This window comes from Sporosarcina koreensis, assembly GCF_042655825.1.
Classification (GTDB): Bacteria; Bacillota; Bacilli; order Bacillales_A; family Planococcaceae; genus Sporosarcina; species Sporosarcina koreensis.
Window position 1 is genome coordinate 434895 of record NZ_JBHSNP010000011.1, and the last position, 24716, is coordinate 459610.

The window sequence follows — 24716 nt, forward strand, 5'->3', positions numbered from 1 at the left end:
TCATACATATGGTCATCATGTTTTCTTATGAAAGACTATAATTTTTAAGTATTTTACTTATGAACTTAGCTGTACTATGATGGAGTAGAGAAACGCTTACACACAACCTTTTCAATCGATAAAGGAGGAACAACAATGGCAAAAAGCAATTTGCACAATAGCCGCCAATCATTTGAATTGAATGGCAAGACGTATAACTACTATCGTCTAAAAGCCTTAGAAGAAGCCGGCATTGCGAATATTTCAAGACTGCCTTATTCAGTAAAAGTACTACTTGAATCCGTCCTGCGCCAACATGACGGTTATGTGATCAAAGACGAACACGTTGAAAACTTGGCAAAATGGGGCAAGGATGCGGATAAGGATGCAGAAGTTCCATTCAAACCATCCCGCGTCATCCTACAAGACTTCACTGGAGTTCCAGTCGTCGTTGACCTTGCATCCCTTCGTTCAGCTATGGCTGAAATGGGCGGAGACCCGAACAAAATCAACCCTGAAATTCCAGTTGACCTTGTTATCGACCACTCCGTACAAGTCGACCGTTACGGTACAGCGGATGCACTTCGTTTGAATATGGAACTTGAATTCGAACGTAACGCTGAGCGTTATCAATTCCTAAGCTGGGCGCAAAAAGCATACGATAACTACCGTGCTGTGCCTCCTGCAACAGGTATCGTTCACCAAGTGAACCTTGAGTACCTTGCAGCAGTTGTCCATGAAGTAGAAAACGAAGACGGCACATTCGAAACATATCCGGATACACTTGTAGGGACTGACTCCCATACAACAATGATCAACGGTATCGGTGTTCTTGGATGGGGTGTAGGTGGAATTGAAGCTGAAGCGGGAATGCTTGGACAGCCTTCATACTTCCCAATCCCTGAAGTTATCGGTGTGAAATTGGTTGGCGAACTTCCGAACGGCACAACTGCGACGGACCTTGCGCTAAAAGTGACACAAACACTTCGTGCACATGGCGTTGTTGGTAAATTCGTCGAGTTCTTCGGACCTGGCGTATCCAAATTGCCGCTTGCGGATCGTGCCACAATCGCGAACATGGCTCCTGAGTACGGTGCGACTTGTGGATTCTTCCCGGTTGACGAAGAGTCACTTGACTACATGCGCTTAACGGGCCGTGAAGAAGATCATATCCAAGTCGTCAAGAAATATCTTGAAGAGAACGATATGTTCTTCACTCCGGATAAAGAAGATCCGACATATACAGAAGTAATTGAAATCGATCTTACAAAAATTGAAGCGAACCTTGCTGGACCAAAACGCCCACAAGATTTAATCCCACTTTCCGGACTACAACGTTCGTTCAAAGATTCCGTTGTGGCTCCTGAAGGGAACCAAGGCTTCGGTCTTACTCCTAAGGAATTCGAAAAGAAAGCTACAGTCGAGTTCGCGGACGGCCGCACTGTCGGCATGACAACAGGCGACCTTGCAATCGCAGCGATCACTTCTTGTACGAACACTTCCAACCCATACGTTATGTTAGGTGCTGGACTTGTTGCGAAGAAGGCTGTTGAAAAAGGACTTACACCTCCTGCATACGTGAAAACATCACTTGCACCAGGTTCAAAAGTCGTTACAGGCTACTTGGAAGACTCCGGTCTATCAAAATACTTGGATCAAATCGGATTCAATACAGTAGGTTACGGATGTACGACATGTATCGGAAACTCCGGTCCACTTCTTCCTGAAATCGAAAAAACGATTACGGAAAACGACCTGTTAGTTTCTTCCGTACTTTCCGGTAACCGTAACTTCGAAGGACGTATCCATCCGCTCGTAAAAGCGAATTACTTGGCTTCACCGCCACTTGTTGTCGCTTATGCGCTTGCTGGAACTGTCGATATCGATTTCGAAAAAGATCCAATCGGCAAAGCGAAAGACGGCACGGATGTATACTTCAAAGATATCTGGCCATCTTCGGAAGAAGTGAAGGAAGTCGTAAAAGCGACAGTAACGCCTGATCTATTCCGTAAAGAATATGCTCGCGTATTCACAGAAAACGAAGCGTGGAATGCAATCGAAACGACAGACGATTCATTGTATGATTTCGATGAGAACTCCACATATATCCAAAACCCTCCGTTCTTCGAAGGTCTATCAAAAGAGCCTGCTGATATCGAAGCTCTTTCCGGACTTCGTGTCATCGGTAAATTCGGTGATTCCATTACGACGGACCATATTTCTCCTGCAGGTGCAATAGGTAAAGATACACCGGCTGGCAAATACTTGCGCGAACACGGCGTAGAGCCGCGTTACTTCAACTCATACGGTTCCCGTCGTGGTAACCATGAAGTTATGATGCGCGGTACATTCGCGAATATCCGTATCCGTAACCAAATTGCAAAAGGCACAGAAGGCGGCTTCACAACCTACTGGCCGACAAAAGAAATCTGCCCGATCTATGACGCAGCTATGCGTTATCAGGAAGATGGAACCGGTCTAGTCATTCTTGCAGGTAAAGATTACGGAATGGGCTCTTCTCGTGACTGGGCTGCCAAAGGTACTTCATTGCTTGGCATCAAAACGGTCATTGCAGAAAGCTACGAGCGTATTCACCGTTCAAACCTTGTCATGATGGGTGTTCTTCCACTTCAATTCTTGAATGGGGAAAGCGCTGAAACACTTGGCCTTACAGGCGAAGAAGAAATCAGCGTAAACATTGCGGAAGGCGTAAAACCACGCGATATCCTTAAAGTGACAGCAACTGCAAAAGACGGTTCTGTTAAAGAATTCGACGTATTAGCACGTTTCGACTCTGAAGTTGAAATCGACTACTACCGTCACGGCGGAATCCTTCAAATGGTTCTTCGTGATAAAATGAAAAATAACTAATTAGCATAACAAAGGCGTCCGATCTAATCGGGCGTCTTTTTCATTTTGGCATTATTGTAAATCACGTTCTTTTCTCCATTGGACAATCATACATTCTAAAGATTGCTATCAAACACAAAATGAAATGGAAACTAGGAGGGTTATTTTGGCGAGTTTGAAAAAACTAGGGATGGTATTCACTTCTTCTGTTTTGTCCCTTGGAATGTTTGCATCGTTTGCGAATGCATCAACGACACTAAACGGACAACCAGAAAAAGTACGTATCCAAGTCGCAGCCACTGATACGCTTATTACGAAAGAGGAATTGATCAAGAAATTCCGGAAGTTGTTCCCCAATCGGTTTGATTTTTTAACGAACAGTGATTTTCAAGTAAGCAGTTCGCATATTTTTCCTGAAGATGCAACAGTGCGTCATGATCTATATTTCAATAAAACCATTAATGGTAAGAGAGTGTACGGGAATATAGGATTTGTCGGAGAGGAACTGGACGTTGAATACTTTTCTTATCAGCCACCTAACGTCACGGATGCTTTGTTCCCTGCAAAAGTTTCCAAAGAAGAAGCAAGGAAAATAGCAGATGAATTCATGAAGAAATTTCTCGACGGAAAAGATTATCAGTTAGAAACAGACACATACAACTATTATCCGCAACAAATCCTAACAGAGCCGGTACGCTACTCATTTTCATTCGCACGTACGAAAAATCAGGTTTCCATAGCTGACCAAAGAATGGAAGTGTCAGTTCTAGGAAACGGGGAAGTCGTCAGTTTTTATAAGATGTTTTCACAGTCTGCATCTTCCACATTCGACGATGTCAAACAAGTAAAAGATAAGGGTGAGATGTTAAAGAAAGTAAAAGAAAATCTTTCTGTAGATTTGAACTACCAAATTAACTACGATTACCAAACGGGCAATCGCAGCGTGGAGCTCGTCTACAAGCCAACGGCAAAATTGCAAGGGGTGGAAGCATCCACAGGGAATTGGATGTCTGCAAAAGGATATTCAAAAGATTTTCCGGGCAAAACAAAGATTGAACCGATAACTGCAAAGCCGCTGCCCGCAAAACAGGGTGGAATTACTGTGGAAGAAGCGAAGAAGATTGCAGAAAAGTTCCTGGCAATCGATTCTGATAAAATCACCTTAAGGATTGAATCAATCCAAGAAATGGAGAACTATAACGGGCAAGCGGTTATATATGTCCAATATATGTATCAACATGCGAATGGCGGATCTGGATCAAGCTTAGAAATCAATAAAAACACAGGTGAGATCATCCAATACTACAATATGGTCGACTATCTACTGTCGGAAATTGGGGAAAATCCTAAAAAAGAGAACACTATTACCCAAGAGAAAGCACTCACCCAAGCTGTGAAATATGCAAAAGAATGGATCCCATCCTATCTGCACAACTATGCAATGCCTATAGAAGAACCTTATTTTGATGAAAGAATGGGTTCGTATCAATTTGTTTTCCCGAGGATCGTCAATGGTATTGTCGTTAATGGTGATCAGATCAATGTCGGGATTGCAGCTGACGGTTCTTTATATAGCTTGAGCGTCAATTATCAAAAGATAGAAAATTGGCCATCAAGCGATGCCCGGATTTCTGAGAAAGAGGCAAAAACGATTTTCGAGAAGGCGCTTAGCCTAAAGCTTACGTATTTGAAACATGGTGAAAATATAAAGGAAAATCATTATGACCTTGTCTATTTACCTGTATTTAACGAGGAGCCGTTCACTTATGTGAATGCTGCAACAGGGGAATGGAATAACTTGTTCGGTATCAAAAACTCAATTAAAGTTTCGCATCCATGGGCGGAAGAAGAGCTTAATTATCTGATCAATGCCAAAATGATAAACGTAAAAGATGTTAAAAACTTTGATGGGAATGCAGCGATTTCAAAAGGGGAAGCATTGAAAGTGCTCATGAACTCACTCACCTATTTCTATTATGGCGGCTATTATTTCGGGCAGGAAGAAATGAACCAAACGTTCGATAATATCGATCCAAAACATCCATTGTACCAGGAGATCGAACGTGCGGTGGAAGCGGGCATCCTCAAAACGAATAGTAAAAGCTTCGATGTCGATGCGCCCGTCACAAGGGAAGAACTTTCAGTGTGGATGATCCGTGTGCTGGGGCTGGAACAGGCAGCGAAGAATAGCAGTATATTTAAGCTTGGCTTTGCAGACGCCGGTAAAGTGAAATCCGCGAATGCTGGTTATGTAGCGCTAGCGAATTCAATGGGCTTAGTAAAGGCGGAGCAAAATCGGTTCAATCCTTCACGTGAAGTGTCGTATGCAGAGTTGGCGGTATCGACAATTCGCCTGGCGCATGCAATCGCTGAAAGTGGAAGAGGTCTGCGGTATTAGTCATTGCCTATTGACATGAACAAAATGGTCACATATAATACAATACAATTAATTATCAATAAACAAGCATTGAGAAGGACATGAATCATTTCGGAAGATTTGCCAGAGAACAGGACCACGGCTGGAAGTCCTGTAGCGAAAAGATGATTAACCACCTTCGAGCAATCATAGAGGACTGCGCCAAGCAGAAAACTATGATCGGGAGACCGTTATCAATTGAGCGCCGTATTTATATATATGGCGAAATCAGGGTGGCACCACGACCGCATTCGTCCCTTTATTGGGGAGAATGCGGTCTTTTTTAATTTTCATATTAAGCGTTGAGAAGGACATGAATCATATCGGAAGCTTCCCCAGAGAACAGGACCATGGCTGGAAGTCCTGTAGCGGAAGAGATGTTCTACCACCTTTAAGCTGTCATAGGGGATTGCAGTTTGCAGGAAACTATGATCGGGAGACCGTTATCAATTGAGCGCCGTATTTGATATGGCGAAATCAGGGTGGCACCACGACCGCATTCGTCCCTTTACGAGGGAGGAGTGCGGTTTTTTATTTATATACAACTAATAAATAGGAGGAATTACAATGTCAGTACAAATGGATATCGAAGAAAGGAATCATCGTAAATTAGGGCAGGAGCTTGAATTGTTCATGTCGTCGGAGGAAGCTCCAGGCATGCCGTTTTATTTGGCGAAAGGGATGATTGTACGTAATGAGTTGGAGCAATTTTGGAAACGGAAGCATCAGGAAGCGGGCTATGAGGAGATCAAAACGCCGATCATGATGAAGCAGGAGCTTTGGGAGCAATCCGGCCATTGGGATCACTATCACGAAAACATGTACTTTTCCGATGTAGATGAACAGCATTATGCATTGAAACCGATGAATTGCCCGGGGGCGATGCTCATCTTTAATCATAAACGGAGAAGTTACCGGGAATTGCCGATCCGTTATGCTGAATTAGGATTGGTCCATCGCCATGAATTATCCGGATCATTGAATGGGCTGTTGCGAGTACGAGCATTTACACAAGATGACGCACATCTATTCGTCCGGAAAGATCAAATTAAGCGGGAAATAGATGGCGTATTGGATTTGATTGACGATATCTATTCGAAGTTCGGGTTTAGCTATGAGGTTGAGTTATCGACAAGGCCCGAAAATTACATGGGCTCCATCGATTTATGGAACGAAGCGGAAAAATCGCTGGAAGCAGTGTTGAAGCAACGGGGAATGGACTACAGGGTAAACGAAGGAGACGGAGCGTTCTACGGACCGAAAATCGATTTTCACATTTTGGATTCATTAGGTCGGAGCTGGCAATGCGGCACAGTTCAACTTGACTTCCAAATGCCAGAGAAGTTCAATTGCCGATACATTAATGAACAGAACGAACTCGAACTGCCGATCATTATCCATCGCGCAATTTTCGGTTCAGTAGAAAGGTTCCTTGCCATTCTTGTTGAGCACTATGCGGGAGAGTTTCCATTATGGCTCGCTCCGGAACAAGTTAGAATCATCCCGATTGCCGATAAGCATGTTTCCTACGCCGAACAAGTGAGGATAGAGCTTGCTGCAAAGGGATATCGTGTGAAAGTGGATGACCGGGCTGAAAAGATGGGGTTGAAAATTAGGGAGTCAGAGAAGCTAAAAGTACCTTATATGATGGTTGTTGGAGATCAGGAAGTAGAGCAACAAATGATTTCCATAAGGAAAAGGAAGGGGAGCGATTTAGGACAGTTGAAACTTGTGGACGCGTTGGAAGTTTTAAACGGAGAATTGAAATGAAGAAATGGACCAGGCGACATTCCGCTTGGTCCTTTAATTTCCTATCAATTCATAAACAACAGATATATAATTGACTATAATTAGAAAATAAAGAATCCGGCATACACAAACAAATCGATTGGAAGTGCATTCTTATTGAAGAAAATTGCATACCCGTTTCTTTTCTGCTTGTTCCTATTTATCCTTGCTGCAATAATGTATTCGGCAATTCTTGTAAACTTTGTAGCTCCAGGGCTTTCATCACCAGTCTGAAATGAAACAAGATGAAAATCCCGAAATTATCATCCAAGGATACATCCTTCAAGTAAATGGTGATTCAATGCTAATCGGTGTTGACTTGAATCGTATGGATTACGAATGGCTAAAAGATGAAATACAACAAATCGACTTTAGCAAGTATGCCATTGAGTTTATCAGGTTAGAAGGGGTTATCAATGAGGAGTACAAAATTGGAAATAAAATTGAAGCGATTATAAAGGGAGGCATAACAGGTTCAAATCCGGGAAGGGCGCAAGTTAAGGATATTAAGCGGCTGGACATTCCAGAAGCGCGCTAAATCTTAATTATTGATAGAAAATAAGGGAAAATGGGGGATTTCATATGTGGATACAACGTTTAGTTGACACAGAGAGAGGAACGTTCGAGGTTTTTGAAAAAGGGGAAGGGGAGCCGTTAGCCGTCACTCATCTATATAGTGAATACGATGAACGGGGAAATGCGTTCGCAAATCCGTTCACAGAGCATTATCATGTTTACCTTATCAATTTGCGTGGAGCAGGGAAATCGGAAAGTGCACAATCAGAAGAACAATATAGCATGAGAGAATCCGTTTTTGATTTGGAAGCAATCCGCGAAACGCTTCATTTATCAAAATGGGGATTTGCAGGACATTCGACAGGAGGCATGTTGGCTCTCGTGTATGCTGTGATGAGAGAAGAGTCATTAACGAAAATCATCGCTGGCGGCGCTGCAGCTAGCATTGAGTATAGTGCGGATCCAGGCAGTATTTATTGCAGGGAAAACCCGAACTTCAATCGTATGATTGAAATAATGAATCGACTTGATACGCCAGATGTGTCATTAGAGGAAAGACGAATTTTAGGCCGTGAATGGAATTTGATGTCTTTTCATTCCGAGGAGAAAATGGAATCGGCTTTCCAGAAGCCGAACAGCGGCAAGACGGTCGGGGATCGATTGACGTATTTCAGAAAAGTGGACTGCAAGACGTATGATGTAAGGGATGATTTAAAACGAGTTGACTTGCCTGCTTATATATATGCAGGGAAACATGATGCCCAATGCCCGTATAAATTCGGTGTTGAGATAGCGGAATGCATTCCAAATGCCAAATTCACTTCGTTCCTACATAGCAACCACTATCCGTTTTTTGAGGAAGAGGATGTATTCGCTGAGTTTGTTAGAGGTACTTTGATTTCGGGGTGAAAACGATGTTTGTAAAAGGATTAAATCATTTATTATTTTCAGTTTCCGATTTGGAACGGTCGATAAAATTCTACCAAGATGTTTTTGAGGCTAAGTTGTTGGTCAAAGGGACAACCACAGCATATTTCGATTTGAACGGTATTTGGTTAGCTCTTAATTTGGAAAAAGATATTCCCCGTAATGAAATTAGTCAATCATACACTCACATTGCCTTTTCAGTAGACGAGTCAGATTTTGATAATCTATATAACCAGCTAGAAAGATTAGGTGTAAATTTTTTAAGTGGTCGTCCAAGAGATAAAAGGGATAAGAAGTCGATTTATTTTACCGATCCTGATGGACATAAGTTTGAATTTCATACGGGTACTTTACAAGACAGACTAAACTATTATAAAAAAGACAAACCGCATATGGAATTTTACGAGTGAACTTTTATTTAGCTTAATTGCTCTGTTAGGTAACGGGAGGCGAAATAAGATAGATAATAAAATATTTGCATACCATATCGTCACAAATAAGAAAATGGAACTAGGACAGATCATCAACTTTGATGACAATCAACACAACACATTGTATCGCTTCTTTTTTGAAAAAGAACAATTGAATGCCAAAGGGGAAGACTCACTACGGATTCTACAGAACCACTATATAATCGATGGCTTGAATTTGAATAAGGAAGATGCCGAAGTTGTCAGCAGGTATATGAGCCAAACAATCAGAGCCATTAGAGAAGTAATAACTGAAATGGTGAGATTACAAGACTATCCCCATTTTCCATCCAGATTATCATGCTTATACGCTGCCAAAACATATGAAGACGCTTTGAAGTGGAAAGAATTATTTGACTCCTATAATCGAAAGGTTTTACAGATTGTGAAATTACAAGTGAAAGGAAGTTATTTTGAAGGAGATGCCAACCTTCTACCAAAAGAAGATGGTGTCCCTTTCGCCCAAAAAATTGCCCAAGCGAAAGAGTATTGGAAAGGTAATATGAAAAACGAACTTCCTGAGCTATTGATTAATGGGAAAATTGAAGTCGTCGAGATCATTGATGATTTTTCATTAGCCAAACCAGGATCTAGGAATGATTAGATTGGATGTGAAAACATGATGAAGAAAATGGGCTGCACAATTTTGCTTTTGACATTTCTTTTCATCTTAACCGCCTGTAATACAACTAATGAAGAAAAAAATCCAGTTGATAAGGGAGCATCGCACGCAACCAGTATAGATAGTGACAAACCGATTGTGCAAGGTGTTGACAATGTGGATGTGGTGAACACACATGGAAGCATCAATGGATTGGAGAGAATGAAGGATTTCTATAATAATTTCCAGAACGGCATTTCATCTGAATTACGAATTGTACACTATACAATTGAAGGAGATCCAATCATTTCAGATCTAAATTATAAAGAAGATACTATAAAAGTGACCTATGATTCAACACGTGACAACTTCGGAAGTGGTGAAATAACGACTGTTACATGCAACGATTTGTTGGAGGAAGTCAATCCCACAAATATCAGCTATATTGCCACAGGATGCTCAGACGGCTTTTTCGGAATGACAGAGATTTTGTCTGTAGAATATAATGTTGGGCGACAAGATCTTTTTGAACTAGAATTACAATTCGGCGATAAACTGGAAAATGAACTAAATTCGAAAACAAAAGTAGCCACACGCACCAAAAATAAAACGAAAGCGACAAATGATTTTATACTTTCTACACCTGTGAAACAAGAGATCTTTAAAAGGTTAATCTTGGCAAATTATTTAGGTGATCTCAATTTAAAAACTACATGTCAGTCAAAAGACTTCAAGGACTATTATCTAAAGGTATATATTAACGGCGGAGATCGTGAATATCATTGGTCTAGCTGCGATCGCGGTCAAGATGGTTTGAAATTTACCGAGATTGCTGAATATATTATTTTGCAATCTCAAATGGAGCAAACCGAGAATCCCGAAACTGTCATTCAAGGGTATGTATTACAAGTAAAAGATGATACGTTATTAATCGGAGAAGATTTGAATATCATGCAGTACGAATGGCTCAAAGATGAAATAAAACATACTGGCCTTGATGCATACGCTTTTAGCTTTATCAGCTTGGAAGGCGTTAAAACCGATGAATTCCAGATTGGCGATAAAATAGAAGCAATTATCAATGGGAGTATTACTGGATCAAAGCCAGGTAAAGTGATTGTAAAAGATATTAAGAAAATAAATATTACAAACTAATGTAAATGAAGTAATTAGCGGGCACACTTGATTGAAGCGTAAGGCGGCGACTCCTGCGAAAGCCGTCACGGAGAACGGCTTTTGCGACCAAAAGCGAAGCGTTGGGAGCAGGCTGCCTTAATTTCTGCAAAGTGCGCAGAAATACGGAAAATCGAACCCTTCGCAGTTCGATTGGAAAGCGTCCGCCTGAAACGGAAATCAACATTATTTGCACTATCATAACAAGTTACATAAACAGCAATGTCCCCATCTCTTTTGTATAATGGACAACAGAGGTGATTATAGTGTTTATCAGTGAAAAAGAAGTGGAAATCCGGTATGCGGAGACGGACCAGATGGGAGTCGTCTATCATGCCAACTACTTAGTATGGATGGAAATTGGCCGAACAAGCCTAATCCAAGACTTAGGCTTTACATACGCCGGTCTCGAGGCGGAAGGCTATCTTTCTCCTGTTATCGACTTATCCATTCAATATAAGGCAGCCATGAGATACGGACAGAAAGCAACTGTACGGACGTGGGTCGAGTCCCATGGGAAACTTCGCACAGTGTACGGCTACGAAATCCTTCATGAAGACGGCACGGTTGCGGCAACCGCCACTTCCGAACATATTTTAGTGAAAAAGGAAAACTTCCGTCCGGTTTCATTACAGAAAATCGATCCTGCATGGGATGCCAAATATTTGGAAATCCGCCGGGTGACGGACTAATGGCATTCGGAATCAATCGGGCAGAATTGAAAGCTTGGAAAGAAGCGGTCACTGCCGGAGAAATCGCCTTCCTCACCCACTATTGGCTAGATGAGCGTTTCCCCGGCTGTAAGACCGTTACCAAAGCAGGCTGTGCGGATTTGGATAAATTGATCGAATGGGGAAAAAGATACGAGTTGAAGCCTGAATGGATTGATCATCGTGAAGATTATCCTCATTTCGACCTTTTCGGTAAAACAGAGATTCAAGCCTTACTAGATGCCGGTTTGGAAGAACAAGTGAATCGATTCAACCTTTTGAGTAAGCATGAGGGATAGCCCTTCATGCTTATTTATTTTGCCTAAAGCATTCTAGTGCATTCGCATACAATTGAAAGAAGAGGATTGTCTTCGTGGAAGGATGAAGAATTGGGGGCAATTGTATTTATCGGATCAGCCAAAACTGGATCGAGCATGGATGCATTGGCGGCTGTTGGCCGTTTAGGCTATACAGCCATTTTGATGACGGATCGAAAAGCATTTTCGCGGAGGCAGCTTGAAGGTGTTCAACTCATTTATATGAAGTCATTGGAAGAGAATAGTATCCGGAAGCAAATTGTCCAACTTTTGCAATCAGGTCACGATATAAAAGCCATCATCAGTTTTATCGATCCTTATGTCTCCATGGCAGCGAAACTATCCAATGAATTTTGTGGATCCGGCATTTCCTCCGAAGCATTGCAGCTAATGGAAGATAAAATGATGGCTCGCATTGCATTACGAAATAATGAGGCGACTTGTGAATTTGAAATAAGTTCCCCAGGGAAACGATCGACCATTATGTATCCCTTCATTTTGAAAGATCCGGTTTCCAACGGTTCCAAAGATGTCTATTACATCGAGGATGAAGAGGGTTATGAAATTGCAGTAAAGAAACTGACAAATCGTTTACTTGGAAAGCAACTTCTTGCCGAAGAATTCATAGAAGGTACCCAATATGTCATTGAAGTGGTCGTCGTCGAGACAATCCCAATTATTGCGGCGGTCGTTCAGCAGGAAATCACAAAAGAATATACGTTCATTGTCACTGCGTACGATGTTGTCTTGCAGATGGATGAGGAGGACTACCGAAACCTATGGAAAACGGTCACTGCCATCCTTCAAGATATCGGTCTTCATCACGGTGCATGTCATCTTGAAATGCGTCTTTCTCAAGATGGTTGGAAATTGGTAGAACTGAATCCCAGAATTTCCGGCGGAGCAATGAACCGTATGATCGAAGAGGCTTTTGGCATTAATCTCGTCCAAGAAACGATAAAGCTTTATCTTGGCGACGAGCCGGATTTGATCCGCAGGAAACAGCAGTCCGTCCATACCTCTTATATAACGATCAATAGTACTGGTTATTTACTGGACATTGACGGAATCGAAGAGGCTGCATTATGTCCGGGAGTAGTTGATGTCCATGTGAAACCGTCAATCGGTGCGACGATGATGCCGCCACTGTCAATGGGTCATCGATATGGATATGTGATGGCAGTCGGCGAGTCATCGGAAGTGGCAAGGGAACGGGCAGAACATGCCGTAAGATTGATAAAGTTCTATATCGAGCCGTTTTAAAGTGAAAGTATATGCACAGAAGGGAGGGGAAAGCGTTGAAGATGTGCCGCTTATGCGAAGAGATGAAAGAATTATGGAAAGAGCAACAACTGCTTGCGGAATTCGGAAAAGGATTCCGTTTCATTCATATGTCCGATTCTAAAGAAACAATCCCCTTTATGTTGCAAATTCCAAAGCGAACCACTCCTTTCACCGCTCTTGTCAATGGACATTCAACCCCTTATTTCAGTTTGGAGAACATCGATGAAGAAAGCTGCATTGCGCAGTTATCCTTGCTTCAGCCGGTTGATTTAAAAGGGGATCCCGCACTTATTGACCAAGACCTTTACTCTTTAAAAAAGACCTCTCATAGTATCTTCGTGAAAATTTGCAGCTTCAGCTCAATCATCCCCCTATCCCACGAACTTGTCGGCCGTACGTTGCCGATCATCGAATCAAAGTCATAGAAAAGGAAAACAAAATCCCCCCCTTGTAAACTCTTGTCCTTATCAATTCGAATGCACATGAATGTACTAGAGAGAACCGTCAAAAAGAGTAAAGGAGAATGTTCATGACGATCATAGGCATGTTGCATCATCGGAAAGATCCTGAAACGGTCATGAAGGCATATGCATTTGCAGCGGTAGCCCAAGCGGAAGGGGCAAAGTTTTTCTATTTTTCGCCTGGAGAAGTGAACTTTTCAAATCGTACGATCAAAGGACAAGTGTACGAAAAGGGAGGGTGGCAGACGAAAATCATGCCGTTTCCAAATGTCATCTATAATGCAGGGAGTCCTGAAAAACTAGCGAAGTCGAAAGAGACAATCGATAAATTAAAGAAGGAAATCCCTTTTACGACATATTCAATCGGCAATAAATGGAGTGTGAATCGCCGATTGAAAGAAGCAAAGGACTTTGCAAGTTATTTGATACCTACAGAAGTCGTGAAGAATGCTGATCATTTCTTTAAATTCCTATCGACTTTTGAAAAAGTGGTCTTCAAGCCGATCGACGGACGAAAAGGAAAAGGGATTTTTTTTATTGTCCAAGAAGGAGGCCGTTTTACAGTTAAGGGGGAAGGGACGAACAGTTCGTACGGAAAATCCCAGTTGAACGGATTCATCAAACAGAAATTATCGAAAGAGACGTTCATCGTCCAACCGTACATCCAATCGGTTACGAAATCTGGGCAAGTTTTCGACTTCAGGCTGCATGTTCAAAAAGATGGGAATGGTGAATGGGTCATTACAACTATTTATCCGCGGATTGCGCCGCAAGGTTCCATCATTGCGAACATTAATAGCGGCGGCTATACGAACTATTTGGATCCATTCTTGGAGCATGAATTCAAGGAAGAGGCCTTCAATATCCGAAAGAAGTTGGAGTTCTTTTCATTATCGCTTGCCAAGCATTTAGATGAGCTGCAAATGGAGAAATTCGGCGAGATGATTGATGAAATCGGAGTTGACATTGGAATGGATGGTCAGCTCAAACTATGGATTTATGAAGTGAACTGGCGGCCAGGCTGTCCGCCGGCATTTTATTTGGAATTGGATGTTGTTAAAAATACAATTAAATATGCGATGTACATTGCGAAAAACCAAATAGCAATTCAAAAGAAAATAAGGGAAATGAAGAGAAAAAGGACTGCAAAAGAAAAAAAGACACCAATCATTGCCATTACGGGCAGTGCAGGAAAAACAACAACAAAAGCCTTTTTATCATCAATTCTATCCAAGAAGTGGAATGTATTCGAATCGAAGGATTATTGGAATACGACCGAACATACGAAAAAACATGCAGCGGAAATCAATTCATCACATCAGGCAGTTGTCCTCGAATACGGCATGGCTTATCCAGGTGTCATTACTGAACATTGCAGAATCATCCAGCCGAACATGTCCATCGTGACAAATGTCGGGTTGGCGCATGTCGGCAACTTCAACGGAGATCCGAGAGGGGTTGCTAAAGCCAAGTCGGAATTGATTCATGGGATGGATCAATACGGAGTGCTCTGCCTTAACCGGGATAATGACAATTCACGGTTTTTGGAAACACAGAATTTCAAAGGGAAAAAGATAACGATCGGCATTCAGAAACCAGCAGATTACCGTGCATACGACGTCCACTACACCGACCAGGGAATGGGCTTTAAGATGAAGCTCCAAAATGAAGAAGTGGAGCTGTTCATCCCAATTTTCGGAGAGCATCATGTATATAATGCATTATCAGCGATTGCCATCGCAGACCAGCTTGGATTCTCACCTATGGAAATCAAGGCGGGACTCCTCTTCAAGAAACCACCGCGGCGATTGACGATCTATAATTGCAAAGATAATATTACTGTGATTGACGATACGGTCCACTCCCATCCGGAAGGGGTCCGTGCAGCAATTGATGTACTTATGAACCTTGCAAAGCACCGGAAAATCGCCATCATCGGACAAATGAGGGAACTTGGCGATATCCGCGAGAAGGAATACAGGAAACTTGGAGACTATATTCAGCAGCAAGGGATCGACCTGTTGATTACCTATGGATTCCGGACGGAGGAAATCGGTGCCCAAGCGAAGAAAAGGGGCATGGCTGCGGACAAAATTCACCATTTCACAGACAGGGAGAAATTGCATGCATTGCTATCGAAATTAATCAGTAAAGATGACACGATCCTTATTAAAGGAGCTAGTAAAACGAATATGTTCGAAACTGTTAAATTCATTGATCAAAACTACAGTTGAATATAAAATGAGGACTCCATTTGATGGAGTCCTCTCTTTTATTGCTTCAAATGAAATTGGATTTCTTCCGCAGCCTTTTTCGCCAATGCTTTTGCAGTCTCAAGCGTCCTACCTTGTGCGATTACATAAGCATATCGATGACCCATTGATAGTGGCGGCATTAGTTGCGTCCCTTTTCGTGGCTTGACGTACACCTCGACGACACCGGGAATCTTTCTTGCCCTTTTTTTACCGGTCACTTTTTCCAAAATCCCTTTTTTATCGATGATGACATACTGTGTGAAGACAAAATTCCGCTGTTTTTGAATTAAAGAGGGTTTTTCACCTAAGTATAATTTTAATGTTTCTTCAACCAAGTCAAAACCGAATGCTGCTTTCAGCATATTATTCATTGCCCCGCCTGAAATCCTTGGATTGATTTCGATGAGACGCCATCCATTTGCCGTCTGACGCATTTCGACGTGCATCGCTCCGTTTCGGATATCGAATTTCTCGATAATGGAGTTCAGCACTTCCATGATGCTGTCATTCAATTGTTTCGGCACAAATGCAAGCACACCGTAACCGGTGATGATGAACCGTTTACCATAAGTGATTTCCTGTTGGATGACGCCAGCGATTTGAACCTTCCTGTCATGGATTATCGCTTCGACTAAGTATTGCTCCCCATCGATGAATTCTTCGATAATTATTGACTCATCCGGATCCTTTTCATTCAACTTCCGGATATGCCGCTGCAATTGTTCCAAATCAGTTGCTTGTAAAACATCTTTTGATCCGGTTGAGGAAGCTGATTTTACAATGAGTGGAAAACCGGGTAAATCCTCAATTGTTGACGGTTCCAGCTTCGCTTTTGGAGGAAGCGTCAAGAACTTCGGGGAAAAAGGGAGTCCATTTAATGAAGCCCTTGTCCCTGCTTTGTTCTCCATAATATCTGCCGCTTTTGAAGAGGTCCCGTTCGGACAGAATTCCTCACATAGCTTCAAGGCACGGGAAATATTGGAATCGACAAAACTGGAAATTGTCATAATTTCGTTTCCCTTGGATTGCAATGAAAGGATTTCTTTCCGCATAGCCTTCAGATTGGTCGTGTCGACGAGTATCATTTCGTGGACATCTACATATTCTTTCCGTTGCTTGATCTGCTTATCGTTATTTGTGAATAGCACCGTGAAGTAACCGAGCCGCTCGGCAGCTCTGATTGCCTCCCTGCTCGAACCCGATTTGTTTGTTCCGATAAAGATGATCGTTTTCAACAAGTCCAACTCCTTCATATAAGACAACTCTATATAGGTTATGAGGGAATCGTTTTTCGACATGGTTATACATCATATAGGTAAGTAACTATCATCAATTTGGTTTACACAGGTTTTTCGTACAGGCTCTTCAAAGAGTCGGGGCATACGATAAGAAAGGGGGAAGGGAGGGAACCAAATGAAACCTCTGACAGCAGCATATATCCGGCAAATCATCTCCGGCAAATTAGTGCATGGAAAAGACGATTTGCTTATACATCATGGCGCATATCGCCTTAAGCAAGTGAAGCATCCCCATACAATCCTATTTTTACAGCGAAAAATTGTCAGATGGGAACGTCTGAAGCCTTTTTTCCCGCTGGCCATTGTGACAGATCGCGAGTTGGAAGTCAGCGAAAGAAATGAGAATTTGACGATAATCAAAGTAGAGAATTTGCAAGAAGCGTATTGGAAGTTCATCAATAACTACCGGGCTTCGATCAATATCCCTGTCATTGCCGTGACAGGAACATCCGGAAAAACGACGACAAAGGAGATGATCCGTCACCTGTTATCTTTCAACCGTAAAGTTGCCCATACGAACAGTACAAATAATTCAAGGACAGCCCATTTGACATATCTTCTCGGAATGGATGACACGACGGAAGCGGCAGTGTTCGAAACAGCAGTCGGTGCGCCTGGTGACATTACGAATGCTGCTGCGTATTTGAAACCGACCATCGGCATTATTACAAACATCGGCGAACATCACCTCAATTATTGTAAGACGTTGGAAGGATATATCGCTGCGAAAGGGGAAATGTGTACGGCTCTTCAACCAAACGGTGTTCTGATCATTAATGCGGATGATCGGAATACGAAGAAACTGGATTTGAAAAGCTTCACAGGAACCATTATAACTGTCGGCATTCATGCGAAAAGTGACTTTCGGGCAAGTGACATCTGCTTTTCACACGAAGGCATGTATATGACGCTTGAACACCAACAAAGGAAATATAGAATGTTAGTTCCAGGGCTCGGAGAACATCAAATTTACAATGCCCTTGCTGCGATTGCAGCAGTTCATCAGATCGGCATGGGACTTGCTGATATTGCCGTTCATTTCAGGACTTTCCCAACAATCAACAAGCAATTGCAAGTAGTGGAAGGGGTAAACGGCGCTACAATCATCGATGACACATGGAGCATAACAACGACATCATTGCAGGCTGCATTGCGGGTGTTGGAGAAGCTCGGATCCAACAAAAAAAAGATTGCAGTCGTCGGGACGATAACCGACCTCGGCTCATGGGGATATGTCATTCATGAACGGGCAGGTGAAATCATAGCGGAAAGTAAAATCGATGTCCTATTCACAATTGGGAAGCATGCAAAAATAATGGCAGAAACGGTTTCGAAAAAAGGTGCTGCAATTGAAGTTCATTCATTCACGAATCATATTCGTGCATATGAATTACTGAAAAAGATGGCTACAGAGGATACGATCATCCTGATAAAAGGTGATATGTTCAGCGATGCTATCAAACAGCTTTCCACACTCTCTAGAAAAAGAATATCTGGCTGATTGAAAAAACGCTCAGGAAATAGTATTGGAAATATTTTAACTACCCGATTTAGGACAAACACCAAGCCGTCCCCAAACATTTATCAATATAGTAGAGTAGTTCAAATAGAAGGGAGGGGTATCATTATGGGTATGGAATGTACGTGTGGAGTATTAGTCAATGCAGTGTCGCGAAGAAACAATGTCCGTTTTCAAGGACAGATGGGGACTGTCAAAGGTGATCTTACTTACATGGCGAACATATGTGTCACTTCGTTGGATACATCATCTTTGTCCCTGCAATTCACAGATACAGAAACGATGAGCGGTAAGAACAGCTTCACATTTATCGCAAATTCGATCACTTGTGTTGAATGCAAACGGGAAGGTCAAAATTGTGTTGTGACCGTAACCGGCACTGGACTCGTAAACAATGTTCAGTTCCCCTTTGAGGCGGTCTTCAGAGACCAGGTCGCATCGGCGAACGTGGACATCGTACAAAGTTTTGTCATAACCGGTTTCTTCAACCAAAATGGAGCAGCACCGGTTGCACAAGGTTCAATTGTGGCCCTTGGCTGCGGGGAAGAATAACGTTTTATGAACTGCCGATTAAAGTCGGATATTCCCGTTCAATTGGATAAGGAATGAGGGAGGGTAGTCTGTGAAGGGCATTCGGGGACGTTATGGCCAACATAGGATTTTGGAATCGGAAAATGGAATATCGATGCATTTATTGGAATTAAAATTAATGTCAGCATCGACATTCTTCTATTTTATTGAGAAATATACTTTTTTCATCATCAAACCATTACTTGGTCCGCAAGAAATAGGCGTAGCAGTCAATGAAGTGGCAATTGAAGTGGCAACAGGGAGCGAGTCCATTCAATTTTCAACCAAAGAAAAAGCCTACGATTATTTGAATGAGCATATTTGCATTAGAAAACACTACGTCATCCAAGCCATCCCGGTCAATCCATCAACTCTTTCCCATTGCCGATACACCCTTCACAGAAAATCCCCTACTGCAAGCTGGAAAATTGTCAATCACTTACTAATAAATACAAACGACATTTCAGATTTTAATATTTTTCTAAAATGGAAGTTGAATAAATTCCTAACTTCTGCAGTAAAAAGGTTAGGGGCGGCTTTTCCTAGCTGCCATACAATCGTCATCGAGATTGCCAATAACGGAGCAGGGGAATTTTGGCTCACAGACTCGATTTTGCATGAACGGAACAGTAAATGGAGCCAATATCATGCACTTTACCGAAAGAGGTCAATCCGTCCGATGTTGCCAGCAACAGAGCTTTGCACAAAAAATACATTGCTTGCATTTTTGAACATCTATCCAGAGGTGATCATCAAGCCGTGTGTCGGGCAGCAAGGAAGAGGAATTGTAAAAATATCGGTAACCGCAGATTATGCATACGAGGTGCATGAAAAGCAGAACAGATTGGTCAAAGATGATTATGATCAGTTATTCGGATATATAGCTGAGCATTATCTATCAATTAAAGATTATATTGTTCAACAAAGAATATCCCTTAGTGAACTGAATGGATGCCCTTTTGACGTTCGAGTAATTACACAACTCGATGGTGAAAGATGGCTTGCAACAGGAATGGTAGTGAAAGTGGCGGCGAAGGATTATTTCGTATCGAACAGGGCAAGTAAACTGCTAACAATGGAAAAGGCCATTTTCCAATTGGAAAGTGGAGTTTCATCTGAACAATGTGCCAAATGGATTGAAATGATTTGCAAAAAGGCCTCTAAAAGACTTTTGAAAAACAATGGGGGAATTTCAATAATCGGATTCGACATTGGCATCGACAGCAAAGGGGCAGTTTGGATAATTGAAGGGAATTATGCACCTTCACTCTCGATGTTTTATATGTTCGGAAACAACGAAATCCACGAGAGGATTTCTTACTATATAAAGAAACATAAAAAGAGCGACTGATCGAAGTTTGATGGAAGGGAGGAAATGCAATGAAGCCGATAGCTGTCAACGACATCAGGAAAGTACTTGGAGGAAAAATAATTACCGGACCGGTAAATTGGAAAGTTGAAGATGCCATCTATTACAAGCGGCACGAACATTCAAGACGGAATTCACTTCTTTTTGCAAACAGAGGAGATGTAATCAATTGGGTAGCAATCGACAGGAAAGGCCCTTCCCTCATCATCACCGATAAGTCCTCAATCGACTTGAAGGAAGTCTTGCCGAATACAACAGTTATGCAAGTGACGAGCCTCGTCCAATCCTATTGGAAGTTCATCGATTATTACCGGAACCAATTTCAAATTCCAGTTGTGACAATAACGGGAACTTGCGGGAAGACGACAACGAAAGATATGATCAAGCATATGCTTTCCGGCATTTGGAAAGTGCATGCATCCGTCAGCAGTAAAAACGAGCCAAGGCGGTCTTTCCCATACTTGATGGGGATAGATGAGCATACGAAAGCGGCAGTCTTTGAACATGGCCTAGGCAATTCAGGGAATATTAAACACCAGTGCATGATTTATCAGCCGACAATCGGTATCATCACAAACATCGGCGTACATCATTTGGACGGGTGTGGAAACCTGGAAGGCTATATAAGGGCAAAAGAGGAAATCATCGGCGGCATCAAGGATGGCGGCACACTTATTTTAAATGCCGATGATCTGAATAGTAAAAAACTGAGGATCCATCGATTCACAGGGAAGATCATCTATTTCGGAACGGATGGAAAATCGGATTTCAGGGCTTCCCAGATTACATTTGGCGATGGCGGAATGGATTTCATCCTTCACGCAAATCGTAAGGAGTATAGCGTCTTTGTTCCAGGTTACGGGGAACATCAGGTAAGCAATGCTCTCGCGGCCCTAGCCGCAGTCCATGAAATGGGAATGGATTTGAAAGCTGCGATTTTCCGTTTGCGAACGTATACGAACATGGATCGGCATTTGGAGTTTTCGAAAGGGAAAAATGGCAGCACGATCATCGACGATACGTGGACGAACAACCCGACTTCAGTGGAAGCAGCGTTGAAAGTGCTTGATTCGATCGGGAAAGGGAAAAAGATCATTCTTGTTTTAGGGGATATCAACCGGCTCGGAAATTTCGAAAAGAAATACCACCGGGAAATTGGAAGCATGGTTGCAGATCGAAACATCCATACACTTATCACAATCGGGAAAAAGGCGGAGGAAATTGCAAGGCAGGCAATGCGTGAAGGAAGCAATGCGAATATAAGGATATTCAAGAATGTGAGTGAAATTGGAAATCGGTTAGATCATTTATTCGATGACAGGTCACTTGTACTGATCAAGGGTCCGATGTCGAGCCGCGGTATGATTGAATTTGCACAATCCCTGAAGAAATAAATGAAAAAGAAGTACGTAACAGGCATAACGTTACGTACTTCTTTTCTATTTTAGTTTGATAGAACACGACTTGCTTTAACAAAGTTTTGTGTCGCCCATGTGGAAGACATGCTTTGTGTCACAACTTTACCAGTCGTGGAAAGGCTGATAAATTGGTTGCCGCCGATATAAATGCCCGTTTGATTAATGCGGGTCCTTTTATTATCCAATGAGAAGAAGAGGAGATCCCCTTTTTGAAGATTGGCTTTCGAAACTGTAGTACCAATTTGTGATTGTTGGCTTGCAATTTTGCTTTTCAAATCAATTCCATGATTTTTATATACATAATACGTGAACCCGGCTCCTGTGAATGTCATTGTATTTTCATTATACACATAGCCGAATTTCGCTTTGTCCTTCAAACTGGATGCGAAATTGATGAGCTTGTCCGCAGATGTTGCCGTAGCTGTACTAGACGGTTTGGAAACGGATGGCGCAGTAGTTGCAGGCTTGGAAACTGAAGGCGCTGCAGCCGTATTGTCCGTGAAGACTCTTTTCGCAGTAATAAACCGATCATTATAGTAATCTACGAATAGAACTCTTGTAATGACGCCGCCTGTAGTCGGGATGATAAGACGATGATCACCTGCATAAATGGCAACCATTGTAGGTGTAGTTGAGCCTTTCGAGCTGCCGAAGAAGACAAGATCACCTTTCTTCATGTTCGAACGGGAAACTGTCGCACCTTTGCTTTGGAGCGCTTTTAAGCTAGATGCATTCAAGTTGACGCCATTGTTTTTATAGATATAGTTGACGAATCCTGTGCTTGTGAATTTCTTTGCGCTTTCATTGTTGACGGAGCCAATGACCGCTTCATCTTTAATGTCATAAGCTTGTTTGACGATGTTGTCACCTTTCGTTGCCGAATTAGCTGACATCAGCGTCGGAAGCACACGGCGTGCTCCGATATAGCTCTCTGTATAGTATGGTTTGTCACTTAGGTCGGAAATGATGATATCCTGTTTCGGATCTGCCATATGAATGACTTTATTATCGCCGATATACATGGCGACATGATCCGGAACCTTCGATGCTTTACTGCTGAAGAAGAGGAGATCCCCTTTTTGCCATTGTCCTTTTGCGACTGGAGTGCCTTGCTGAATCATGAAGTCTTCATTGTATGTCGCAAGGTCTACGCCATTTTTCTCGAAAACATACATAATGAAAGTGGCGCATGAAAACTTATATGGATATGTAGGCTTGTATACTGCCGTGCTATATGTCGATTTACCAATCAAGCTTTTCGCTGTTTGGATCAATTGCTCCGCCTTTGCAGCTACAGCTTGCTGGGATGCTTGAGAAGTGATCGTGGCTGCAGAGACTGTCTGTGTTTGACTGTATGAGGGAATGGCGATGGAGCTAACAGTGACACAGCCGATTAACGCTGCCGAAAATAGTTTATGTTTCATAATTTACCTCCGATGATTAGTAATGTCTTGCCTGAGATTGATAGTATCACGGAATAAACTAGAGATTTGTAGGGAATATTTACCTCACGGAATGTTACAATGTGTGACTGCATGCCAGCTATAGATTTATCGGACTTTTTTACAAATACATTACAGATAAAAAAGGAAATTTATTGAACAAAAAAAGCATGAGGCCGTAGCCATCACGCTTTTTCATACGTATATACAAGTTCATTCAATTTCGGGTCGACATTTACATGAAGGTCATGTTCATCGAAAAACCAATAGTCCCTGCGTTCAATATAAAAGTGTACGCCTGCCAATTCCGTTTCGACAGCCAATTCGTCAGGGTGCTCTTTCATTATGCCTAACGAGAATCCGTCATGCAAAGGACTAGATCCACCGTACCTTGCGAAGAATTTAATATAATCGCCTGCTTCGGCTTCCATCTCTTCATAAAACCACTTCAGTGCATCATCCGATAAAACGATTTTCATTTATTTATCCCCGCCTTTCGGTTGCTGCTTCCATTGTATTACAACCAATTCACTTTAGGCTCAGTTCCGGCTTTGATCCTGGAAATATTAGCGCGATGCCTGTAGAAGATGAATACACCCATCAATCCGACAACGATCATTAGATAGAAGTCACCCGTCCAGAAATAGTACCCGACACAATACATGAAACCGACAACTGCTACAATCATCGAAGAGAGGGATACCATTTTCGTTACCTTCAAGGCAATAAGGAATGCCAGCAGGACGATAATGAAAATCGGCCAGTTATAGCCCAGCAAAACACCGCCTGATGTTGCGACGGCCTTGCCGCCTTTAAATTTCGCAAAGATAGGGAACATATGACCGATTACTGCACAAACGCCTAGCAGAAGCGGGTGGATGCCTGCCGAACTGAAAGAAGGCAAGAGAAGAAGCAATACAGCGGCCGTCCCTTTTAAAATATCAAGAATCGTGACGACCATTCCTGCAGTTTTTCCTAGAACCCTGAACGTATTCGTTGCGCCGAGGTTTCCGCTGCCATGTTGCCGGACATCCGTATTGTAAAAAAGTTTGCCGACCCACAATGCAGAAGGAATCGAACCGAGCACATATGCGATTAATATAAGTATGATAATTTCCATGACGTTCCCCTTTATCTTAATGAATAGTTATGTGTTTCAAGTTTAGCAGAACAGACGAATGCCGACAATGGAATGTACGAAGTTGCGAAGATAAGTCGATTGTCTAGATTTTCCTCATCTCATTGCAATCAGCCGGTTTCTTCTATACAATTAATTGAGCGAGCTTCCTCAAACGTTGATTTGACAAGCTTTACAGGAAGCGATACGATAGTATATAAAGAAAAAGAGAACAT

The 24716-nt window shown here is 42.3% G+C and carries 21 protein-coding genes; 17 read left to right on the top strand and 4 right to left on the bottom strand.

What is annotated here, in order from left to right; translation table 11 throughout:
* Nucleotides 1-135 precede the first annotated feature (135 nt).
* From acnA to ACFPTP_RS08875, 13 genes are all read left to right on the top strand, one after another.
* Nucleotides 136-2850: an aconitate hydratase AcnA gene (gene acnA / locus ACFPTP_RS08815; protein ID WP_381443686.1), complete on the top strand. Its 2715-nt coding sequence runs from the start codon at nt 136-138 to the stop codon at nt 2848-2850.
* Nucleotides 2851-2995: 145 nt separating this feature from the next.
* Nucleotides 2996-5227, top strand: a complete 2232-nt coding sequence (locus ACFPTP_RS08820; protein ID WP_381443687.1) for a YcdB/YcdC domain-containing protein — start codon at nt 2996-2998, stop codon at nt 5225-5227.
* Between the two features lie 585 nt (nt 5228-5812).
* Nucleotides 5813-7015: a threonine--tRNA ligase gene (gene thrS, locus ACFPTP_RS08825; protein WP_381443689.1), complete on the top strand. Its 1203-nt coding sequence runs from the start codon at nt 5813-5815 to the stop codon at nt 7013-7015.
* A 253-nt stretch (nt 7016-7268) separates the two neighbouring features.
* Complete coding sequence (locus ACFPTP_RS08830) at nt 7269-7571, top strand: DUF3221 domain-containing protein (RefSeq protein ID WP_381443690.1); 303 nt, start codon at nt 7269-7271, stop codon at nt 7569-7571.
* Between the two features lie 44 nt (nt 7572-7615).
* A complete protein-coding gene (locus ACFPTP_RS08835; protein ID WP_381443691.1) occupies nt 7616-8458 on the top strand; it encodes an alpha/beta fold hydrolase in 843 nt (280 codons plus the stop codon).
* Between the two features lie 5 nt (nt 8459-8463).
* Nucleotides 8464-8886, top strand: coding sequence for a FosM family fosfomycin resistance protein (fosM, locus tag ACFPTP_RS08840; protein WP_381443692.1), 423 nt, complete (start codon nt 8464-8466; stop codon nt 8884-8886).
* Nucleotides 8887-8980: 94 nt separating this feature from the next.
* Entirely contained in the window at nt 8981-9550 is a 570-nt protein-coding gene (locus tag ACFPTP_RS08845) for a DUF2441 domain-containing protein (RefSeq protein WP_381443693.1), read from the top strand.
* 15 nt (nt 9551-9565) lie between these two features.
* A complete protein-coding gene (locus ACFPTP_RS08850; RefSeq protein ID WP_381443694.1) occupies nt 9566-10702 on the top strand; it encodes a DUF4362 domain-containing protein in 1137 nt (378 codons plus the stop codon).
* A 284-nt stretch (nt 10703-10986) separates the two neighbouring features.
* Nucleotides 10987-11412: an acyl-CoA thioesterase gene (locus ACFPTP_RS08855; RefSeq protein ID WP_381443695.1), complete on the top strand. Its 426-nt coding sequence runs from the start codon at nt 10987-10989 to the stop codon at nt 11410-11412.
* On the top strand, nt 11412-11729 hold the full coding sequence (locus tag ACFPTP_RS08860; protein WP_381443696.1) for a hypothetical protein: 318 nt from the start codon (nt 11412-11414) through the stop codon (nt 11727-11729). Before ACFPTP_RS08855 ends, ACFPTP_RS08860 begins: the two co-directional genes overlap by 1 nt.
* 66 nt (nt 11730-11795) lie before the next feature.
* On the top strand, nt 11796-13010 hold the full coding sequence (locus ACFPTP_RS08865) for an ATP-grasp domain-containing protein (protein ID WP_381443697.1): 1215 nt from the start codon (nt 11796-11798) through the stop codon (nt 13008-13010).
* 35 nt (nt 13011-13045) lie between these two features.
* The gene (locus ACFPTP_RS08870) at nt 13046-13456 is read left to right on the top strand and encodes a hypothetical protein (RefSeq protein ID WP_381443699.1); all 411 of its coding nucleotides are present in this window, start codon (nt 13046-13048) and stop codon (nt 13454-13456) included.
* A gap of 104 nt (nt 13457-13560) precedes the next feature.
* Nucleotides 13561-15726, top strand: a complete 2166-nt coding sequence (locus ACFPTP_RS08875; RefSeq protein ID WP_381443701.1) for a YheC/YheD family protein — start codon at nt 13561-13563, stop codon at nt 15724-15726.
* A gap of 38 nt (nt 15727-15764) precedes the next feature.
* Here ACFPTP_RS08875 and ACFPTP_RS08880 read toward each other — a convergent pair whose 3' ends face one another.
* A complete protein-coding gene (locus tag ACFPTP_RS08880; RefSeq protein WP_381443703.1) occupies nt 15765-16982 on the bottom strand; it encodes an ATP-grasp domain-containing protein in 1218 nt (405 codons plus the stop codon).
* Between the two features lie 178 nt (nt 16983-17160).
* On the opposite strand from ACFPTP_RS08880, the gene ACFPTP_RS08885 reads away from it, so the two are divergent.
* The 4 genes from ACFPTP_RS08885 (at nt 17161) to ACFPTP_RS08900 (ending at nt 21897) form a co-directional block, all read left to right on the top strand.
* A complete protein-coding gene (locus tag ACFPTP_RS08885; RefSeq protein WP_381443705.1) occupies nt 17161-18546 on the top strand; it encodes a Mur ligase family protein in 1386 nt (461 codons plus the stop codon).
* Between the two features lie 126 nt (nt 18547-18672).
* Complete coding sequence (locus ACFPTP_RS08890; protein WP_381443706.1) at nt 18673-19116, top strand: hypothetical protein; 444 nt, start codon at nt 18673-18675, stop codon at nt 19114-19116.
* Nucleotides 19117-19186: 70 nt separating this feature from the next.
* The gene (locus ACFPTP_RS08895; protein WP_381443708.1) at nt 19187-20485 is read left to right on the top strand and encodes a YheC/YheD family protein; all 1299 of its coding nucleotides are present in this window, start codon (nt 19187-19189) and stop codon (nt 20483-20485) included.
* A 29-nt stretch (nt 20486-20514) separates the two neighbouring features.
* Nucleotides 20515-21897 (top strand): UDP-N-acetylmuramoyl-tripeptide--D-alanyl-D-alanine ligase, encoded by a 1383-nt coding sequence (locus tag ACFPTP_RS08900; RefSeq protein ID WP_381443709.1) that lies wholly within the window; start codon nt 20515-20517, stop codon nt 21895-21897.
* A 50-nt stretch (nt 21898-21947) separates the two neighbouring features.
* Here ACFPTP_RS08900 and ACFPTP_RS08905 read toward each other — a convergent pair whose 3' ends face one another.
* The 3 genes from ACFPTP_RS08905 to plsY all read right to left on the bottom strand — a co-directional run bounded on the left by ACFPTP_RS08905 (nt 21948) and on the right by plsY (nt 24483).
* On the bottom strand, nt 21948-23345 hold the full coding sequence (locus ACFPTP_RS08905; protein ID WP_381443710.1) for a C40 family peptidase: 1398 nt from the start codon (nt 23343-23345) through the stop codon (nt 21948-21950).
* 203 nt (nt 23346-23548) lie between these two features.
* Nucleotides 23549-23842 (bottom strand): HesB/YadR/YfhF family protein, encoded by a 294-nt coding sequence (locus tag ACFPTP_RS08910; protein WP_381443712.1) that lies wholly within the window; start codon nt 23840-23842, stop codon nt 23549-23551.
* A 38-nt stretch (nt 23843-23880) separates the two neighbouring features.
* Nucleotides 23881-24483 (bottom strand): glycerol-3-phosphate 1-O-acyltransferase PlsY, encoded by a 603-nt coding sequence (gene plsY / locus ACFPTP_RS08915; protein ID WP_381443714.1) that lies wholly within the window; start codon nt 24481-24483, stop codon nt 23881-23883.
* Nucleotides 24484-24716 lie beyond the last annotated feature (233 nt).

Bases quoted from the DNA above. Each gene is read 5' to 3' on its own strand.
- acnA (WP_381443686.1), top strand. From the start codon at position 136: ATGGCAAAAAGCAATTTGCACAATAGCCGCCAATCATTTGAATTGAAT.
- thrS (WP_381443689.1), top strand. From the start codon at position 5,813: ATGTCAGTACAAATGGATATCGAAGAAAGGAATCATCGTAAATTAGGG.
- ACFPTP_RS08830 (WP_381443690.1), top strand. From the start codon at position 7,269: ATGAAACAAGATGAAAATCCCGAAATTATCATCCAAGGATACATCCTT.
- ACFPTP_RS08835 (WP_381443691.1), top strand. From the start codon at position 7,616: ATGTGGATACAACGTTTAGTTGACACAGAGAGAGGAACGTTCGAGGTT.
- fosM (WP_381443692.1), top strand. From the start codon at position 8,464: ATGTTTGTAAAAGGATTAAATCATTTATTATTTTCAGTTTCCGATTTG.
- ACFPTP_RS08845 (WP_381443693.1), top strand. From the start codon at position 8,981: ATGGAACTAGGACAGATCATCAACTTTGATGACAATCAACACAACACA.
- ACFPTP_RS08850 (WP_381443694.1), top strand. From the start codon at position 9,566: ATGATGAAGAAAATGGGCTGCACAATTTTGCTTTTGACATTTCTTTTC.
- ACFPTP_RS08860 (WP_381443696.1), top strand. From the start codon at position 11,412: ATGGCATTCGGAATCAATCGGGCAGAATTGAAAGCTTGGAAAGAAGCG.
- ACFPTP_RS08875 (WP_381443701.1), top strand. From the start codon at position 13,561: ATGACGATCATAGGCATGTTGCATCATCGGAAAGATCCTGAAACGGTC.
- ACFPTP_RS08885 (WP_381443705.1), top strand. From the start codon at position 17,161: ATGAAACCTCTGACAGCAGCATATATCCGGCAAATCATCTCCGGCAAA.
- ACFPTP_RS08890 (WP_381443706.1), top strand. From the start codon at position 18,673: ATGGGTATGGAATGTACGTGTGGAGTATTAGTCAATGCAGTGTCGCGA.
- ACFPTP_RS08900 (WP_381443709.1), top strand. From the start codon at position 20,515: ATGAAGCCGATAGCTGTCAACGACATCAGGAAAGTACTTGGAGGAAAA.
- ACFPTP_RS08905 (WP_381443710.1), bottom strand. From the start codon at position 23,345: ATGAAACATAAACTATTTTCGGCAGCGTTAATCGGCTGTGTCACTGTT.
- ACFPTP_RS08910 (WP_381443712.1), bottom strand. From the start codon at position 23,842: ATGAAAATCGTTTTATCGGATGATGCACTGAAGTGGTTTTATGAAGAG.
- plsY (WP_381443714.1), bottom strand. From the start codon at position 24,483: ATGGAAATTATCATACTTATATTAATCGCATATGTGCTCGGTTCGATT.